The sequence below is a fragment of the Sporosarcina sp. Y1004 genome, assembly GCF_057669665.1.
The window spans coordinates 1-16,457 of sequence record NZ_JBYHFQ010000046.1 but is presented as its reverse complement, the minus strand read 5'-3'; the positions used below and the strand labels follow the sequence as shown (position 1 = coordinate 16,457).

At 44.4% G+C, this 16,457-nt stretch carries 24 protein-coding genes; all 24 read left to right on the top strand.

Annotated features, from left to right (window positions below; genetic code table 11):
• Window positions 1–180 (top strand): hypothetical protein (locus tag AC25Y6_RS19195; protein ID WP_488144147.1); only part of this gene is annotated, 180 nt, incomplete at its 5' end.
• Window positions 181–472: 292 nt separating this feature from the next.
• Window positions 473–712, top strand: coding sequence for a helix-turn-helix domain-containing protein (locus tag AC25Y6_RS19190; RefSeq protein ID WP_488144146.1), 240 nt, complete (start codon window positions 473–475; stop codon window positions 710–712).
• A 610-nt stretch (window positions 713–1,322) separates the two neighbouring features.
• On the top strand, window positions 1,323–1,502 hold the full coding sequence (locus tag AC25Y6_RS19185; RefSeq protein ID WP_488144145.1) for a hypothetical protein: 180 nt from the start codon (window positions 1,323–1,325) through the stop codon (window positions 1,500–1,502).
• Window positions 1,503–1,505: 3 nt separating this feature from the next.
• On the top strand, window positions 1,506–2,942 hold the full coding sequence (locus AC25Y6_RS19180) for a TOTE conflict system archaeo-eukaryotic primase domain-containing protein (RefSeq protein ID WP_488144144.1): 1,437 nt from the start codon (window positions 1,506–1,508) through the stop codon (window positions 2,940–2,942).
• A gap of 98 nt (window positions 2,943–3,040) precedes the next feature.
• Window positions 3,041–3,826: a hypothetical protein gene (locus AC25Y6_RS19175; RefSeq protein WP_488144143.1), complete on the top strand. Its 786-nt coding sequence runs from the start codon at window positions 3,041–3,043 to the stop codon at window positions 3,824–3,826.
• Between the two features lie 117 nt (window positions 3,827–3,943).
• Entirely contained in the window at window positions 3,944–4,186 is a 243-nt protein-coding gene (locus AC25Y6_RS19170) for a helix-turn-helix transcriptional regulator (protein WP_488144142.1), read from the top strand.
• A gap of 23 nt (window positions 4,187–4,209) precedes the next feature.
• Window positions 4,210–4,344 carry a hypothetical protein gene (locus tag AC25Y6_RS19165; RefSeq protein ID WP_488144141.1) on the top strand — a complete coding sequence of 45 codons (135 nt, stop codon included), beginning with the start codon at window positions 4,210–4,212 and terminating at the stop codon, window positions 4,342–4,344.
• A gap of 222 nt (window positions 4,345–4,566) precedes the next feature.
• Complete coding sequence (locus AC25Y6_RS19160) at window positions 4,567–4,989, top strand: HNH endonuclease (protein WP_488144140.1); 423 nt, start codon at window positions 4,567–4,569, stop codon at window positions 4,987–4,989.
• Between the two features lie 7 nt (window positions 4,990–4,996).
• Window positions 4,997–5,161: a hypothetical protein gene (locus AC25Y6_RS19155; RefSeq protein WP_488144139.1), complete on the top strand. Its 165-nt coding sequence runs from the start codon at window positions 4,997–4,999 to the stop codon at window positions 5,159–5,161.
• Window positions 5,162–5,310: 149 nt separating this feature from the next.
• Entirely contained in the window at window positions 5,311–5,703 is a 393-nt protein-coding gene (locus AC25Y6_RS19150; protein ID WP_488144138.1) for a hypothetical protein, read from the top strand.
• Window position 5,704: 1 nt separating this feature from the next.
• Window positions 5,705–6,274 carry a hypothetical protein gene (locus AC25Y6_RS19145; RefSeq protein ID WP_488144137.1) on the top strand — a complete coding sequence of 190 codons (570 nt, stop codon included), beginning with the start codon at window positions 5,705–5,707 and terminating at the stop codon, window positions 6,272–6,274.
• A gap of 2 nt (window positions 6,275–6,276) precedes the next feature.
• Window positions 6,277–7,224, top strand: coding sequence for a hypothetical protein (locus tag AC25Y6_RS19140; protein ID WP_488144136.1), 948 nt, complete (start codon window positions 6,277–6,279; stop codon window positions 7,222–7,224).
• Between the two features lie 382 nt (window positions 7,225–7,606).
• The gene (locus AC25Y6_RS19135) at window positions 7,607–8,368 is read left to right on the top strand and encodes a hypothetical protein (RefSeq protein WP_488144135.1); all 762 of its coding nucleotides are present in this window, start codon (window positions 7,607–7,609) and stop codon (window positions 8,366–8,368) included.
• Window positions 8,369–9,117: 749 nt separating this feature from the next.
• Window positions 9,118–9,741, top strand: a complete 624-nt coding sequence (locus AC25Y6_RS19130; protein WP_488144134.1) for a recombinase family protein — start codon at window positions 9,118–9,120, stop codon at window positions 9,739–9,741.
• Window positions 9,742–10,245: 504 nt separating this feature from the next.
• Window positions 10,246–10,842, top strand: coding sequence for a MerR family transcriptional regulator (locus AC25Y6_RS19125; protein ID WP_488144133.1), 597 nt, complete (start codon window positions 10,246–10,248; stop codon window positions 10,840–10,842).
• Window positions 10,843–11,123: 281 nt separating this feature from the next.
• On the top strand, window positions 11,124–11,918 hold the full coding sequence (locus AC25Y6_RS19120; protein WP_488144132.1) for a hypothetical protein: 795 nt from the start codon (window positions 11,124–11,126) through the stop codon (window positions 11,916–11,918).
• Window positions 11,919–11,935: 17 nt separating this feature from the next.
• The gene (locus AC25Y6_RS19115; RefSeq protein WP_488144131.1) at window positions 11,936–12,277 is read left to right on the top strand and encodes a hypothetical protein; all 342 of its coding nucleotides are present in this window, start codon (window positions 11,936–11,938) and stop codon (window positions 12,275–12,277) included.
• A gap of 88 nt (window positions 12,278–12,365) precedes the next feature.
• Window positions 12,366–12,545, top strand: a complete 180-nt coding sequence (locus AC25Y6_RS19110; protein ID WP_488144130.1) for a hypothetical protein — start codon at window positions 12,366–12,368, stop codon at window positions 12,543–12,545.
• A 221-nt stretch (window positions 12,546–12,766) separates the two neighbouring features.
• The gene (locus AC25Y6_RS19105) at window positions 12,767–14,071 is read left to right on the top strand and encodes an FtsK/SpoIIIE domain-containing protein (RefSeq protein ID WP_488144129.1); all 1,305 of its coding nucleotides are present in this window, start codon (window positions 12,767–12,769) and stop codon (window positions 14,069–14,071) included.
• Complete coding sequence (locus AC25Y6_RS19100) at window positions 14,013–14,615, top strand: replication-relaxation family protein (protein ID WP_488144128.1); 603 nt, start codon at window positions 14,013–14,015, stop codon at window positions 14,613–14,615. Before AC25Y6_RS19105 ends, AC25Y6_RS19100 begins: the two co-directional genes overlap by 59 nt.
• Before the next feature lie 12 nt (window positions 14,616–14,627).
• Window positions 14,628–15,161 (top strand): hypothetical protein, encoded by a 534-nt coding sequence (locus tag AC25Y6_RS19095; RefSeq protein WP_488144127.1) that lies wholly within the window; start codon window positions 14,628–14,630, stop codon window positions 15,159–15,161.
• A 69-nt stretch (window positions 15,162–15,230) separates the two neighbouring features.
• The gene (locus AC25Y6_RS19090; protein ID WP_488144126.1) at window positions 15,231–15,653 is read left to right on the top strand and encodes a hypothetical protein; all 423 of its coding nucleotides are present in this window, start codon (window positions 15,231–15,233) and stop codon (window positions 15,651–15,653) included.
• A 93-nt stretch (window positions 15,654–15,746) separates the two neighbouring features.
• Complete coding sequence (locus AC25Y6_RS19085; RefSeq protein WP_488144125.1) at window positions 15,747–15,887, top strand: hypothetical protein; 141 nt, start codon at window positions 15,747–15,749, stop codon at window positions 15,885–15,887.
• Between the two features lie 19 nt (window positions 15,888–15,906).
• Entirely contained in the window at window positions 15,907–16,086 is a 180-nt protein-coding gene (locus AC25Y6_RS19080; protein ID WP_488144124.1) for a hypothetical protein, read from the top strand.
• The last annotated feature ends 371 nt before the right edge of the window (window positions 16,087–16,457 follow it).

The window sequence follows — 16,457 nt, the reverse complement described above, 5'->3', positions numbered from 1 at the left end:
TATATAGTGCATTTTTTACGGTTTTGTATCAGTAATCATGAGGGAGTAAAAAAACGGGTACGATTCCGATTATCTCGATTTTACCGAAAAAGTGAAATCGCGTACCTATCACGTTTTGATTCTTCGAATATTACAGTTGTGTTACAAATTGCATTCAGACACCGTATTTTGACGGTTTAGTTGGCCCCTATAGGTGGGGAAAGGGTTCATTTTCAAATAGCACCAAACTTATTCGCATTTAGCTATTTGAAGGAGTAGGAAGAGAAGGCGGTAACGTCATGTAATCGTCGAAATGTCGGTACTAGTATATAGGGGTTGTATTCCGATGGTTTAGGTATCTGGAAGGGTGAAGGAAGCACGGCGAATTTGCTCGGACGTCATACTTTATGTCGCTAGTTGTTCTAGGTAGTAGGGGATTCCTTTTTATTTACCTGCTAAGTTATACGAAATCACATGAAATGGAGATGATCGAATGTTAACCGCAATCAATCTACGTACAGTCCGCGAGTTTATCGGCTTACATCAGTCGCAGCTTGCCGAAATGCTCGGCGTTGGACAATCTTATATCGCAATGCTCGAAGGTGGTCAGCGCCCATTTACCGACGCGCTACGGGCTAGGACGATGCAGTCGCTAGAGTTAACGCCTGATAAGGTAACAGCGATAGTAGCGGCGCAAAAGGCATATGAGGATGCGCGGCGATCGCTTATATAATCGGACCTCAAGGGCTTGTATTTCCGGGAAGGTCGCGAAGAGTTACAAACAATCGAAAAGGGGCGGATTATCTATGTATGAACTACAAGTAACGGAAAAACGGTTTAGGGCATCAGGAAACTCTTATTACTCGCAATTAAGGGACAAACATCGGCGTATATTATGAGGTAATCGGCAAGCGTTTTTATTCTAGCGTCGAAATTGACGGCATAGCACGCTTTGATGCGGAGATAAAAGGCGTCATACGCAAGGAAGGTATCGAAATCACGCGTCTGAATTTCATCCGTGACCTCGAATTCATAGAAGCGCCTTGCAACGATCCCGATTCAATCCGAAAAGGCGAGATACTCGGGGCGAACATACGCATGATTATCGACTATGACGTGTGCATTGAATTGGCCGAAATGGGTCATCGGCTAATTATGGAGTGTCCGAGTATTAATAAAGGTAGAAACGTATATGTATTTGCGCGAACTACTGAATTAGATATCAGTCTACTCGCTTATGATCCTACTACTTACTACGCTTGAATCGCTTACTCCCGTTACTAGTCTATATATATGTTATTAGGTTCAAAAACCAACAATTTTAAAAAGGGGTGAATCAGTAAATGAAATGTATTCTAAGCTTCCGAGTCGCTAAACACCTACTATCGCAGGGATATCCCGTCGTCGATATTGAATCGTCGCGCAAAATCCCAGGCACAATCGTATTCATATTCGAAGACACGCCGGAACTATCCGCAGCATTAACCGAAATACCAAAACTAGCACACAGAGAGGGGAAATAAAGCATGACGCCACCGAAACAAAACGACCACGCTGCAACAATCGCCAAGCTAAATGAACTGTACGTAACGACACGCCGGAAATACATTATGCAAACTACGGACGCATATCGCGAGAAAGCAGGCACGGATGCCAAATATGCGACGTTTGACAAATGGGCGCTAAACGATGGCGCGTTAAAGATTCACCTCGACGGCAAGAACACATACGGAGTATTTAACGCTAATACGACAAACAAGTTTATTACCTTCGATGTCGATTATGCGGACGATATGCCAGCCGCGCGATGGGCAACGATGAAGCTAATCGACGTATTGGAGCGGGATTTCAACGTAAGGCGTGACGATATGCACGTCAGTATTAGCGGAGACAAAGGATTCCACGTCGATTTATTCATGGATCGTATGCTACCGCTTGAAACGGTACAAGCGTTCTATCGAAATGTATTAGTCGAAGCGGATTTGCCGAGCAACAAAGTGGAATTTCGCCCGTTATGGAATGTCGGCGTCAAGTTACCACTCGGAATACATCAACGGACGGGAAATCGTTGTTGGTTCGTCGATACGGAAACGCTCGCACCTATCCAAAGATTCGACTATCTGGACGATGTACAGCCGATGAATGCCGACGTTATTATTGACGGCGCAATTGAACTATCGGTCGAGCAGGAAGCGGAATTTGCGGAAATCGAAAGGCGTACAGATACAACGATAACGCTCGTCGATGCATCAAAGGCGCTACGTAAGGCTATGGACATTATCGACGCCGGTCGTTTGACTACATCGAATACGCGCCACGCAACGACGATATTGCTTGCCAGCTTCTATAATTCGCAAGGATTCGAAAAGGAAGACGCTATCGAGGCGATTCTTGAAATCCTGCATAATACACCGCTCGAATACTTCAGCAAAGGCAGTACGTCGGCGCATTGGAAGAAGGAAACCGAGCGACTAGTCGGAATTGCATTCGATAACAATTACACGCTAGGAAACGCAGATAAGCCCGTCACTATTTACAAGTCGGAGATATTAGCGGTGCTCGACGTCGGTACGTTCAGGCAGAAGCAAGTTGCATACGCAATGCTTATCACGTCGAAGCGATACGGTGCAGTCTTTTATCTAACGATGAATACAGCCATGCGAATGATCGGCACGAAGTCGAAGCCGACGGTAAATACTGCGATTAAGAAGCTCGCCGAAGTCGGATTTATCGAGTATATGCAAAAAGGTAAGGTCGATGATGCTAAAAGCCGCGAAGTTGGGCACCGATTCTTTAAACCGAATAAATTTCGCTTACTAATAGACAAGCCTACCATCGGCGAGTTGAGCGTCGAAGTTACAAATGAGCAATCTATTGTCGATGTCGTTTATTTACTATGCGATGTCAAGGAAATCCGCGAACGTGTTAAACGCCATGAATTCGGCAATCAATGGGCGCAATAACGCTTATTACCAACCTACTACTCTACTACAAGTCTATATATATGTTATTAGGTTCAAAAACCAACACATACAAAAACCACTGGAAAAGGGGAATTATTATGACAACGACTAAAACGACTGAAACTATCAAAGGAACCGACTATGACGCTATGCCACGCCTGAAAGCTTATCACCCGGTAAGATACGGCGGCGACTTTACACAGCGCAAAATAGAAGGCCTCGAAGCATATGCAAACGTAAGGGATGTAGACTTGAAGCGGGCACGTAGAGACACGCAGGAAGGCGCAGCGCGCGATATGATATCGGCAATCGAGAGAGCAGAGCAAGAATTAATCCGTGCAAATCCCCCTGTATATTGTCGCGGTTACGTTGAGCGGTCGGATTACTCAATTATGTCGTTATACAGCGATTATAAAGGGCGTATCGAGCGCGGCGGGGCAACGTGGGCCAGCTATACAGCCGAGCGTAAGAATTGGAAGCGGTGCGAGCATAAATTCTGCTTAAATATGTACCCGATAGATAAAAATAACTTTCGGAATTGGGCGGCCAAACGGAAAGACTCCCGATTCTGCGACGATCAATGCAAAAACGGTGCTCACAACGCAGAACGCAGCTTTGAACGGACGGGATCGTATATGCCGGAATGGTATTGGTTGCCGAGATTATCGGAATCAGTGGGCGATGATATCCGCAAGCACGAATTTACAGCGGAATCGGATAAAATCGAAGCGGCAATAAATAAGAAGGTTCCGGTGCGTCGGGCGATTATAAAAGACGATACTGAGGAAATGATGAGGACGAAAAGCGGCGAGGTCATCGTATATAAAAACTTAGCGGAAGCGGAAAAGGCGTTCGTTCCTAGCGTTAAAAGAAAGTTAAATTAATTATTAAAAGATTCACGAAAACGAGTAAATAGCCGTTTCACATTTCCCTATCTATATAATAAGGTGTAGATGCCCGATATTTTTTATAGCTATTACACATAAAAAGGAGGCTAACCAATGAATGCTGAGACTCTTAAGTCAATAAGAATAATGGAGCGAATGACACAAGAACAATTCGGCGAGTTTCTAGGTATTGGACAATCGACTGTCGCACACATCGAAGCTGGAAGATATACAATCAGCGATCGAGTACGCGGACGACTTGCCCAAACCGTTGTTTTAAAAGAGGTTCATTCTTTTTTGTCGCAATTAGATATAATTGAAGAGATTTACCCATCTAAACATAACACGTCAACATAAATAAGTCAAGGGGTGAGAGGAAAATGACCGATTCAGAACGCATCTACGCGTTAATTTCTTACCTGCAAGTGCTAGTGACGGTGAATAACGGAACGACCGTTAAAGTTTTCGCGGAGATACAGCGAACAATAACCGAAATTGAACGCCTACTAAAATAATGGGGGAATGAACGAATGAATGAACGAATGACAGAACAACTATATCCATGCCGAGTGTGCAAAGAAGAAAAGATATACGAATAAATGAGAAAGAATCGCCATAGAAAAAACGGACTTGACGGCGAGTGCATCGCATGTCGGAAAGAGCGCGAGAGGGAAAACGGCACTTATACCCTAAATCGCATACGGAAATACACAATTCGAAAAGGGGGCGGCTCAAACATGATTGATAACGAAGTATTCGGACGGATGCTTAATGCCACAAATTGTGCTTATTGCGATATTGAGATGACGCGCGGTGATGTAACTACAACGTCGGTCCAAGCGGATCACGTCTACCCGCTCGAAGATAAGGCATTCGATGGTTACGGCGGCGAAAACATCCTAAAAAATATGGCAATCGTTTGTAAAGGCTGCAACTCGTCAAAAGCCACCGCACACATTCATGACTTTTATGAGCGGTCGGACAAGTTTACACCGGCATTATGGACGGCATTCGTTCGCGATTTCGGAAGCCACTTATTCAAAAAAGACTTATCAGACCTCGAAGTCGAGCAGTTAAAGCGTGGTTTTGCGGAAGAAGCTGCCGAATTACGAGATTTGGCAAAGCGGGACCGGTTTTATTGCTGCATATACGGAGGATAAAGACCTCATGCGCCGTATAAAGCGATATAAAACAAAGAACGACTGGACGATTACAGGCGAATATTTCGACACGAAGGCGCAGGGGAAACTTATCGGCGTCCATTACCGCATTCCGATCGAGCAAAGACGGCAGGCGATGCGGATGTTTGCAGTGACCGAAATTAAAGAATAGCGGACGTTTTAAGCGGTTTTAGCGCAGAGGTAAGCGTTTATACCCAAAACAGAATACGCGCGACAGAATCACCGTTCGAACATAGGAGAACGGTCATGTGCATATAGTTATAAATGCTAACAGGAAAACAAATATGAGGGGGGAAATTAATGACGAATTATATACCGACGGATTGGAAAGATGAAATCGTTAACGTTGTCCAAAAAGCTACGCCATTATCAGCGGCTAATTTAAATAATTTGGAAGCGGGAGTTGCAGGCGCAGTTTCGGCGGTTCTAGGCAAAGTTGACGGTGCTGTTTTCGACCAATTTAAGGATTCCACTACTACCGCGTTGGCGAATAAGGCGAAGCAAGCCGACTTAGAGGTTGAACGGTTAAGAATTAACAATCTAATCGCTAATGCTGGAGATACTGGAGGAAACGCTGAATTACTAGACATTCGAATTGGTTTTGATGGCGTCACATATGCAACCGCAGGAGAAGCTACGAGAGCACTAAGTAACTACCTGGCAGAAGAAAATGAACCTTGGGAGGTAATATAATATGGCAGATAAAATGCTACGAGTAGCGGGTAGAAATGCAAGTGACGGAACCGCAATATCGCTAACGGTTGAAACGGATGATTTTGGCAATGGAGTAATGAGGACAGTGGATGCGGCACCTTTTGCTTATAACAAGACTAACAATTCATTTGTAATTGAAGGGAAAGCAAGAGTAGCAAAAGAGTATATGAGTACTACGGGATTACTAAACTTTGAAGAACTGTATTTCGGAGAAAGTGTAGGTTCTGATGCGACAGCAATTCCGTTGGACATTAGTGGGTACAGAGAAAAACAAATTATTATTGCTAATAACCACAACTTTGATGTGACGTATAACCTTTTCTTTTTTAAATCTTTTTCAAGTGCATTGACAAAACATTTAGTAAGAAGGTTGATTGAAGGAGATATAAGCACTTGGTCAAAAGTTGGACAAGGAGCCACAGTTACGATTCGCCCATCAGATTATGAATTTTTAAAAGACCCCGATTTGTCTATGGTTGTTTTTGTCAAGAGAGAATCACAGGAGACATATACGGGGAATATGGATATTATGATTGTCGGGAGGGGATAAAAATGCCGAATTTCATTAAACCATTATTTTTTACCCCGAATCCAATAGCGAAATTTAAACAAAAAAAGAAATATACAATAGTAATCGACGATGTTATTTTAGCACTTGAACAAATAACAATTGAACCAAAAGCGAGTCTTTTTGATAACGTGTTTTTCGGTTTACTTAAAGACTTACACGATACTTTTGGAATGGTATTTAACTTAGCGTTATTTTGGAAAACATCATTCGGGTACAACCAAGGAAACGCTAACTTCACACTCGCAGATGTATCAAACGCGTATAAGGGTGAATTTGAAGCGAATAGTGACTGGCTTAAAATGAGTTTTCACTCATGGGAAAGAGAGGTAGTTTATTTTTCTGGTTCTAGAAATGCAGGGGATGATTCTGTGATAGCGAAAAACGAGGTTTATAGATTTGCCGGAGAAGGTAGTTGGCTTCAAAGCAATAAAGTTATCCATTTTTACAGTGGGAGATCAACAGACGTGAATAAACTAGCAGAACTAGGCACAGAGTTTTTAGATACATCACCATTTCAAATTTGGGAGCATTACCCTTCTTATAATTTATCTTTGGAAAAAAGAACCGAAGTGAATCGTGAAGGGGTTTGGTACGATTATGAAAACGAAATTTTCTATTTAAGTCGGGAGTCAATTGAACGAATTTTAGGTAAGCAAGGATTAGAGAATTACGACCAAATTTTTTCAAATATGACTTTATTTTTGGAACATTGGAAAACACAGCCGAGAAATAAAGGTTTCTTAAACATTGAAACACACGAGTATCTTTTATTGAATGGTAATAATTCGTATGAAGCCGATGTGGTTAATGGTCTGTACGAAATTGGTCAGTGGTGTCTTGTAAACAACTATAACCCCAGTTTTACGGATAGAGATGATTGGCACTTAAAGGGAACATATGATTGGTTTTATTTTAATTCGACAGGATAAGTACTTCCTGTATATGCTTTTCAATTTATTTGAAAAGAGTATGCAATTACCTTGTAGATTATACTTATAAATAAAAAGGGAGTGGAGAATTTGGCTGAATTGAATAAAGTCACTAGATTCGGACTTGCCCATGAAGTTAAACAAGAGTTAGATGACGCTAAGTCGCATTTGGAAGGAACGGCGTAGTACCCGAAATTAAATAAATCACGAATCCGAGCGCCCTCACCGGCGTTCTTTTTTACGTATTTAAAACGAAAAGGGAGCGGATGAACTCGCATAAACAATCAGAACGAAATCAGCCGCGCAAGCCGCAGCCCGCGCTAAGACTGCCGGAACCGTCAAGGCCCGTACGGAATATGTGCAGCTAAAGGGGGAAATTAATTTGACAAGCGAAATTGTAAACGCGCATATCGCAATAGTAAATGCATTAATCCATGGATCGCCGGCAAGCCAGTCTACACACGTCCACGCAAGCGAGCCAGACGATAATCCGCAGCAAGATATTTCGTCAATGTCGCAAGCCGTGGCCATCTTCGACGATTTAGGCGAGAAAGTCCGGGCCATCCGCAGAAACCCGGTATTAACCGCGATTGGTCAGGCAGATGCAGAGCGCCAAGTCAAAAAGGAATCGGCAATAAAGCTTGCTCGAATGGTCGATGCGTACGGTTCTATGCGTGACGTAGAACTCGATGCAGCCGAAAAGGTCGCTCAAGCAATCGTAAGCGCACCGAATATTGCCCCCGATCCGTTCGCAGTTGCCGAGTTCGACCGCAAATTCAATCAGCTTAAAACGGAATTCGGCGTATTCGGCAGTAAGTCGGCAGCTTCCGAAATTAAAACGATGATGGAAACGACGTCCGATCCGTATTATTCGGCGAAAATCGTTGAAGCGTTTGGCGAACTCGACCCCGCGCTAAAGGAACATTTCGGATTGCTCGAATTACAGACCGCGTATCAAACGGCCAAGCAGACAGCGGAAACCGATAGCCGAGCGCGGGCAAGGCGTTCACTCGATGAAATTGCATCATTACGGAAGCAATCGCCGGTTAATAGCATGATCGGCATGGGCATTGAATCGGCGCTCGGCGTGGAATATCGGAACATCGTAGACAATGCAGCGGGCTTTCTAAGCGCGAACGGATAGACGAATACAGGGCGATCACTACGGATTAACTTCCGCGGTGGTCGCCTTTTTTATGCGGTAATGTCCCACTCGATTTATATCCGATGCCGAGCTGTAAAAACAGCGGTGAACTCCGATTGTTCAATAGTAGCGAAAGTTCATCGTCGCCTAGTGGTCTTATTTCAGCGCATATATAGAAGGAACGTAAAATGTATGCTAGGCGTTACTGGGCGATATGGGGGCGATTCCAATCGGAGTACACGCTAGTAGGGAGAGCGATTTCATGTCGGCAAATCACGGCATATTCATGCGACTACACGCGACAATACGCTACATTTACGGTTGCATTCCATTGGGGTTATAGCGCCAAATCTCCGGGGAAAGGGTTCTGGCGCGGACACCCTCGAAACACTTTCAAACGATGTCGCATAACGTCCTATTAAACCGCTAATCAGTCTGGGGGCAATTCGGCGCACTATATAGAAGGAACACGTATACCTGCCGGGGGTATATTCGTATGATAGGGCGTTATGATGCGTAATGCACCGAGTAGACTCGATTGCTGCGGACGACCTTCCGAAACTCGGGGGGCTTCCGATTAGTTCCGATATATCCGATTCATGCGTCTTTAAAAGTATACTCACGCGGACGCATCGGAACTACGTCTTTATAATCGGAAATACGACTTTAACAAACGTCTATATAGTCTTTGACTTTTACAGACGCTTTCCGTATACTTAACTTAACGATAAGAAACGGGGGGCGTCGATATGAAATTCGCATATATTCGCGTTAGTAGTAAGGATCAAAACGAAGCACGTCAGGTCGCAACGATGCAGGCGCAAGGCGTGCCGGAATCAAACGTATATGTCGATAAGGCGAGCGGCAAGGACACCGACAGGGCGCAGTATCAAGCGTTAAAAGGTAAACTACGGGCGGGCGATACCGTCGTATTCGATAGCATAAGCCGAATGAGCCGGAGCATGGCCGATACTAAGGAAGAATTCGCGTGGTTTATGTCCGAGGGCATAGCGCTCGAATTCGTTGCCGAGCCGATGCTTAATACGACAGGCAAGGCGCAGGATGACGTTATGCAGCGGGCTATGAGCGAGATCATCCTTACCCTACTATCGGCATTCGCTGAGAAGGAGCGGGTGGACATACGGGCTAGGCAAGCCGAAGGCATAGCAGCCGCTAAGAGTCGAGGCCAGCGTTTAGGTCGTCCCGCAATTACGTGGCAATCGCTTGACGCCGAAACAAAGCGCCTGTTTATCGTTCAATTCAATCGGTGGAAAGCGAACGAACAGACCGCTGTTGAAACGTTTAAGAACGTTGGCATGACTAAGTCCACGTTCTATAAGATAGCGAAGGAATACGAAGTAGTAGCGCCTTGATACAGCGTCATCACGTATGGTTACAGCGTCACACAGAGCGATTACAGCCGTTGTAAGCACGATCATGAACGTATATAAGTAGACGAAACAAAACCGCTATTTAACGCTTAAAACAAAGCGTATTGATAGCGGTTATTCGTGCGTCCATCGGCAGGTACAGCGAGGGAAATCCGGCAACCCCCCAAGCACCCCCTCAGAAAACGCCGATACTGGTCAATGCTACTTACGCGCAATAATTTTACCTTTTGGAGTTACTTTATACCTATGCGTCTAATACGATATAAATTTCGCTACAACTTTTAAACTCGATGGGTATGCGCAAAACTCGCCCCCCCCGTCAAATATTCGGCATACCAAAATATCACTTTGACATAGACGCTGTACGCACGCCTCAGACGCAACTAACTATCGCAAGCCGGACAATCACCCGTTACGTGTCCGTAAATAGTCCTCGGAGTATAAAACGTCATATAACAATCAATATAGTGCCCGTCCTGTCGCCCTATGTCGCCTAACTATGCAATACTAGCACTTGTCCGCTATAATAGGCATAAAGGCAACGAAGGGGGTCACGCTATGACGGAGCATATAGCTACTTACACGGTAAAACAGGCGTCACAGGTCGTTGCGATCGGCGTATCAACCGTGCGCAAATACTCGCTATTGCTAGAATCGAAAGGCTATCGTATCAGCCGCGACGAGCAGAACGCCCGCATATTTTACGATGCGGATTTGCTGGCATTGCGACGGCTTAAAGAGGGCACGGCATCAGGTCGAATATTGGACGTAGTAGCACAGGAAGTAGCGGCTGCTATGGCTGAAACGGCCGTTATAAAGGGCGTTGCACCGGCGCCGAACGATGCCCAGGCGATCAGGGAGCTAAAGGATACTATCGAAATATTAAGCGGTAAAATAGATGTGATGGCAGCGGAGCAAGAAGAGACTCGTCGGGCGTTTCAGTTAGCTATTCGTAAAATGGAAGGAGCGCAAGCGGAGTTAATCGAAATGAAGGCAAAGGAAGAAACAGCGGCAGCGGATGACGTAGAAGTGACGAAAAGTAAACGCGGGATATTCGAAAAGCTATTCGGGAGCAGGAAATAAGAGTTTGCTATTTTCGTATGTAAGCGGTATAGTTTGCAGTAACGAAATTAATAAACGGAAATGCAAAAGGTGCAAGCCGTAAGAATGGATTGGCGTCCATTTTTACCGGTACACGTCGGGATCAGTCCGACAGCACCACTTGCTTGCACCTTGTTTCTAATCAATACCCGTATTGTATCAAAACTACGCGGTGTTGTAAAGGTGAAAAGCGCGGTGGACTGTCGATGAAAGAAACGGCATACCATCGCGCTTTTTGTGTTCCCAGAAATGGGGCGCTACTATTGACGAAGTTAATTAATATCGACAAGCACGCACGGTTTGAAACGGTCGCTGAAATGGACGCGGCTAGTAATCAGCATATCTACGCTAATATGAACGACCTTAACGAAACAGACCGGAAGGTGCTCGATACAATCCGGCGCTATTCGTCTATTTATCGTGCGGCGAAAATGAAAGTCGCTACAATCGCGAATCTAATCGACAAGTCGGAAATCACAGTAAGACGATCCACGGCGAAGCTTGATAGACTCGGCATTATTGAACGTATCAAGACGAAGCGACCTATTAACGTGGGGCAAGGCGCTAACATCTACGTTATTTTACCTTACGATGATAGGCCGGTTATGAAAGCCCCGGAAGAAGTCGCCGAACCTACGGAGAGTAAGCCGGAAGTAGTTAAATCCGATTCCGACCCGTTATCTCTTATTACTAAAAACACTAAAAAACCGTTGCTTAGCAATACGTTTCATTTCGAGCCGTCACTATATAACCGATTCAAGTCGATTCTTTCAAATACAACGGGCGATACTTCGATTGCCAGCCGTCTTTATGGAATCTATCAAGCGAAATCCATCCGTTTTATGCGATTTGATATTCATGCGAATCAGGGCGAGTTATTCGAGGATTTAGCAATACAGGCGTTACATATTACCACGCAAGCAACTAAACGGAAGAAGCTACGCAATTTAACCGGATATTACGATGGAGTTTTGCGAAAATTAATCGACAAAGCGTTATTTAACGATGCATTCAAGGACTATGACGTCGAGCCGGACTTCAAACTATGCACGCATTAAAATTAGGGGGAATCGACATGGCAAAAACACCGGAAGAAATAGCAGCAAAAAAAGCCGAGCGATTGGCTCGAAAGAATGAGCAACGTCGGGCAATATACCGGGCGAATCTCGAGAAACGGGCCATCCGTGAGAAGGAGCAGGCTATCGAGGACTTAAAAGCGATGAACAACGAACGCACCCGCACGCCTCAACCGACGAAATCGAAAGCCAAGCCAGCAACGGGATCGAGCGCGGTCAATCGTAAGTGGAAGAATAAACGCCATGAACGATACAACGCGAAAGTTTGGCCGGGTTGGAGAGCCTCGGACGGTGAAAAGTCGCCCGTTACAACGTATAAAGCGGATAAAAAGCCCGATTAAACAAATATAAGCGGTACAGGCATTAGTTTCCCACTTCTTACATACATTGAGGATACGTTAGTAAGATTTAGGAAAGGAGGCTCACTAAATGACGACGCAAAATACATTCCACTTATCCGCTAAACTCACACATGAATATGATTCAGACCTCATCTTAGAAATCGAGAAGATACCTAAACGCGACAGATCACGCACTTATCGTGAGGCCTTGAGATTCTTTTTCAAATATCGCAACAAGATTAATCTACTTGATTCGATGCCCGATTAAAGTCCAGTTCGACGTCCCGATATTGCACTTTGACAACTAAATTAACGCTATATAATTACTTCCCGATGTTGGTCCAGATTAATGACTACCCGAACCAGATAAAGGGACATTAAAAACATAGGCGCCATAAGGGTTAAACCCTCATTTCGGAATGCTCGAAGGAAGGGATTATATCTATAGATATATAACCCTGTGGCGCTCACCTTAAAGGGGGATGCCATATGATTTTCGAAATCGTGACTACTTCGATTATGGGAGGTATAGCACTGAAAGCGTTTGTGAAGAAAAAAGGAATGGCAACCAATGATTCAGCAAAGATTCAAAGGATAATTTCGCTATCTGGATTAAACGTTAAGGATGGGAAAGATACTTTGACGACTCAACTGATAAGAAAGAAGCAGCACGATTGGGGATGGGAATATGCCTACCGAATTCCGTTAGGTCGAAGTTTCGAGGATTACCTAGGAAAGCAAAGTATTCTCGAAGACGGGTTAAATAATCGACGTCATCAAATAACATTCGCTGATTTGAAAAGTCTGCAGTTAGACGCGAATATCATCGACAATTTAAAAACGCTATGGACTAACAAACTGTCGGAACAAAAAGAACTAGAAATATCGTTCGACGGACTATTGATTTTACGTATCTATAATAAGCCGATGGCAACGCAAGTCCCGTTTGAAGCCGGAGAAGGGTGGAAAGTTCCCGTTGGCGTTACTAGGGAAAAGAATTCATTTAGATACCACGACTTCGAGCAGATCCCGCACATGGTACTCGGTGGCGCTACTCGTTACGGTAAATCTAACTTTATTAACTCGATGATTACTAGTCTTCTTCAAAGTGAACCTGATAACGTCAACCTATTTCTAATCGACTTAAAAGGTGGCGTTGAACTATGCGACTACGAGAATATCAAACAAACCGTATCTATCGCATATGAGCCGCAGGAAGCCTTGCAGACGCTACAGACGGCTTACGATAAGATGCGAGATATTCAAGTCCGTATGCGCAAATTAGGCAAGAAAAACGTTCAGGAAGCGGGCATTAAGGAACGCTATTTCGTTATTATCGACGAAGTGGGCGAATTAAATCCGTCTGAAGCCGTTACGAAAGACGAAAAGTTGCTGAAACAGGAGTGTCAAACGTTAATGTCGCAGATAGCGAGGCTCGGCGCAGGGTTAGGATTCCGGCAAATATTAGCGACTCAATATCCGACTGGTGACGTGATAAATCGAGCTTGCAAACAAAATTCCGATGCAAAACTAGCTTTCCGGGTTCAATCCGCTGTCGCGAGTCGCGTTGTGCTCGATGAAACCGGCGCCGAGTTATTGCCGCAAATTAAAGGCCGCGCTATCTACCAGACAGCCGATAAACGCGAGATATTGCAGACGCCTTTAATTACTTCCGAAATCATCCGGGACACTATCGCCCCTTATACGGTGGAAATAGCGAAGGAGGTTATTTCGTTTGAAAAGCCGATTGAACGAACGCGAAGAGTCTATCCTGTTACTTTTGAAGAAGTTTGACTTTCTGACGCGCGATCAATTGAATAACTACTTTAAATTCGGAACAACTCGCCACACTAATAGGATTCTAAAAGGAATGTCCGACTATTTAATGAGCACCCGCGAAGGTTATCAGACCATCTATTATCTATCGAAACGTGGAAAAAATTATGTGGAATGCGAGAAGGTTCGCAAAAAGGGCGGCCATGTAAATCACGCAATTATGCGCAATGATATGTGGTTCTTCAATGATTGCCCGAAGAAATGGAAAAACGAAATCAAAGTGTCCGATGGTTATACGAAAGTAATTGTCGACGCAATGTACACGGATAACTGGGATCGGCGACACTTTTTAGAAGTCGATAGCATCCAGAAAATGAAGGAAAATCGCGATAAAATCAAGCGTTATAAAGAACTATTTAAAAATGGATTACTCGAAGAAGACCTCGGCCATTTCCCGACGATAGTCTGGCTAACAACGACTGAACACCGTCGAAAGATATTGAAAGAAGAATGCGAGGGTTTGCCCGTCGTTATGGTATTTACGACAACTGACATTAAATAAGGGGGAAGATAAATGAGTAAACGTAAACTCGACTTTGAGGTAGTTCCTGAAAACGCTTATACGGATTTCAGCGATAGGAACGAAGCTAAACCGTCTTCAAAAACCGGAATATTAATCGGTAGCGCTGCCGTTGCTACAGCGAGCCTAGCGACTTATGCCGTTACTAGTTACGCTAACCCCACAATTCCAGTCGCAGCAGTCAATCCGACGTCTATACCCCCTATAATCGAACCCCTAAATGTACTAGCGCAAACGCCCCTCATGCCCGTAAATGGAATGATGTCACCTGAAGTAATACAAACCGGATTTATCGCTGAAGGCTCGATGCAAATGTTATCTACCGTCCTGGACCCGCTTATTCAAATACTTGTCGCCGTAAGTTTACCTATCGCAAGCGTGTTAATGGTCGGCTCCTGTTTTTTCTTCATGCTTGGGAATAGCGAGAAAGCTTGGCAAGGTATTTTCAATTCAGCTATGGGATATATATTGATTCAAATGAGTCCTCTATTTTTAAAGATACTGCAAGAAATCGGGAAAGCCGTCTGATTTCCGAGGTTGGACTGAACGGCCTGTACAGGTTATAGTCTGAATAATATGAAAATGGGAGCGGATCAAATGTCGATGACACGAAGTTTATTAAAGCGTCGGATGGAATTAAAGGTAATTGGCGGACAGAATCTATTTCCTTGGCGTCCAGAAGCGAAGTATATAATGCGGCGGACATTTTCGCGGGGAGTCGTTCGCGTTGGCTTACGGAAATTCTACTTTCTCGGCTTCGATCACAATGTAGCAGGCGAGCGCAACGTTGGCAAAGCTGCGGGCGGTGCTGTAGTCGGAACTATCATCGCGCCTGTCATTGGAACGATTATCGGTGGTGCAATTGGCGCACGTAAGAAGAACACGTCTACGGCAAAGCTGGTATTTGCTACGTTCGATACGCAGCAGGCGTTTAGCGTTACCGTTAATTGTGACGATTATCTACATCAGCGGCTTTCACGGGTGCGCGTTGCTACGATACCGGCGTTAATACAAACTTAATCGACGAAAACAAAAAGACCTTACGGAGTTATTCCGCAGGGTCTTTATTATTACTGGCAGACGTAATCAATCATACGGAATGGAGCGGATGAAATGAAGGCACTTAAAGCATTCCGATATTATTTTTTAGCCGACGATGACGAAGTAATAAGCCCGGCAGATTACGCGTGGGCATCGTTTGGTTACGGCGTCCCTATCGTTATTACGTTATTTACGATACTATCAGTTTATTAAACGGGATGGGGGCGATTATATGAAACGGAAATTTATCGACGGTGGTAATGTGGTATTACTCGAATGTACATTCGATGAATCAGCGTGCTTATGGCACGCGGTTGAGCAGATGCTACGTAAAATGGAATCGGAGGGTACACAGAAAGCGTCGGGATATGCGGAGTTGAAAGCGATAGAAGCGGCGTTTAACGAATATTAATGATCGCGCACTTACTATACGGATGCTGCCGAACCAACTCTCACATTATTATCGGCGGTAGCATCTATCGAAACAGATTAGTGGCTTAATTCCGTTTGGTGACGGGGATATCGAAACATGGGCGAGTGGATGGACGGTTTATATAGTAGTAAGGGCGATCATTTGGCGATGATTGCTTTTTTTATGCGCAAATTTACGGGTTAACTCCGCGATTTGATTTCCAGAACGATGTTAGTAGCGAGGGCGTTGTCGCAACTTCGTAAATTTGAGCTCCTTCGATATAGAAAGCGTTGGTCAATTGTGGCGAATTTGTGACAGTTTGAAAATATATAGTGCATTTTTTACGGTTTTGTATCAGTAATCATGAGGGA

Bases quoted from the DNA above. Each gene is read 5' to 3' on its own strand.
- AC25Y6_RS19190 (WP_488144146.1), top strand. From the start codon at position 473: ATGTTAACCGCAATCAATCTACGTACAGTCCGCGAGTTTATCGGCTTA.
- AC25Y6_RS19185 (WP_488144145.1), top strand. From the start codon at position 1,323: ATGAAATGTATTCTAAGCTTCCGAGTCGCTAAACACCTACTATCGCAG.
- AC25Y6_RS19180 (WP_488144144.1), top strand. From the start codon at position 1,506: ATGACGCCACCGAAACAAAACGACCACGCTGCAACAATCGCCAAGCTA.
- AC25Y6_RS19175 (WP_488144143.1), top strand. From the start codon at position 3,041: ATGACAACGACTAAAACGACTGAAACTATCAAAGGAACCGACTATGAC.
- AC25Y6_RS19170 (WP_488144142.1), top strand. From the start codon at position 3,944: ATGAATGCTGAGACTCTTAAGTCAATAAGAATAATGGAGCGAATGACA.
- AC25Y6_RS19165 (WP_488144141.1), top strand. From the start codon at position 4,210: ATGACCGATTCAGAACGCATCTACGCGTTAATTTCTTACCTGCAAGTG.
- AC25Y6_RS19160 (WP_488144140.1), top strand. From the start codon at position 4,567: ATGATTGATAACGAAGTATTCGGACGGATGCTTAATGCCACAAATTGT.
- AC25Y6_RS19155 (WP_488144139.1), top strand. From the start codon at position 4,997: ATGCGCCGTATAAAGCGATATAAAACAAAGAACGACTGGACGATTACA.
- AC25Y6_RS19150 (WP_488144138.1), top strand. From the start codon at position 5,311: ATGACGAATTATATACCGACGGATTGGAAAGATGAAATCGTTAACGTT.
- AC25Y6_RS19145 (WP_488144137.1), top strand. From the start codon at position 5,705: ATGGCAGATAAAATGCTACGAGTAGCGGGTAGAAATGCAAGTGACGGA.
- AC25Y6_RS19140 (WP_488144136.1), top strand. From the start codon at position 6,277: ATGCCGAATTTCATTAAACCATTATTTTTTACCCCGAATCCAATAGCG.
- AC25Y6_RS19130 (WP_488144134.1), top strand. From the start codon at position 9,118: ATGAAATTCGCATATATTCGCGTTAGTAGTAAGGATCAAAACGAAGCA.
- AC25Y6_RS19125 (WP_488144133.1), top strand. From the start codon at position 10,246: ATGTCGCCTAACTATGCAATACTAGCACTTGTCCGCTATAATAGGCAT.
- AC25Y6_RS19115 (WP_488144131.1), top strand. From the start codon at position 11,936: ATGGCAAAAACACCGGAAGAAATAGCAGCAAAAAAAGCCGAGCGATTG.
- AC25Y6_RS19110 (WP_488144130.1), top strand. From the start codon at position 12,366: ATGACGACGCAAAATACATTCCACTTATCCGCTAAACTCACACATGAA.
- AC25Y6_RS19105 (WP_488144129.1), top strand. From the start codon at position 12,767: ATGATTTTCGAAATCGTGACTACTTCGATTATGGGAGGTATAGCACTG.
- AC25Y6_RS19095 (WP_488144127.1), top strand. From the start codon at position 14,628: ATGAGTAAACGTAAACTCGACTTTGAGGTAGTTCCTGAAAACGCTTAT.
- AC25Y6_RS19090 (WP_488144126.1), top strand. From the start codon at position 15,231: ATGTCGATGACACGAAGTTTATTAAAGCGTCGGATGGAATTAAAGGTA.
- AC25Y6_RS19085 (WP_488144125.1), top strand. From the start codon at position 15,747: ATGAAGGCACTTAAAGCATTCCGATATTATTTTTTAGCCGACGATGAC.
- AC25Y6_RS19080 (WP_488144124.1), top strand. From the start codon at position 15,907: ATGAAACGGAAATTTATCGACGGTGGTAATGTGGTATTACTCGAATGT.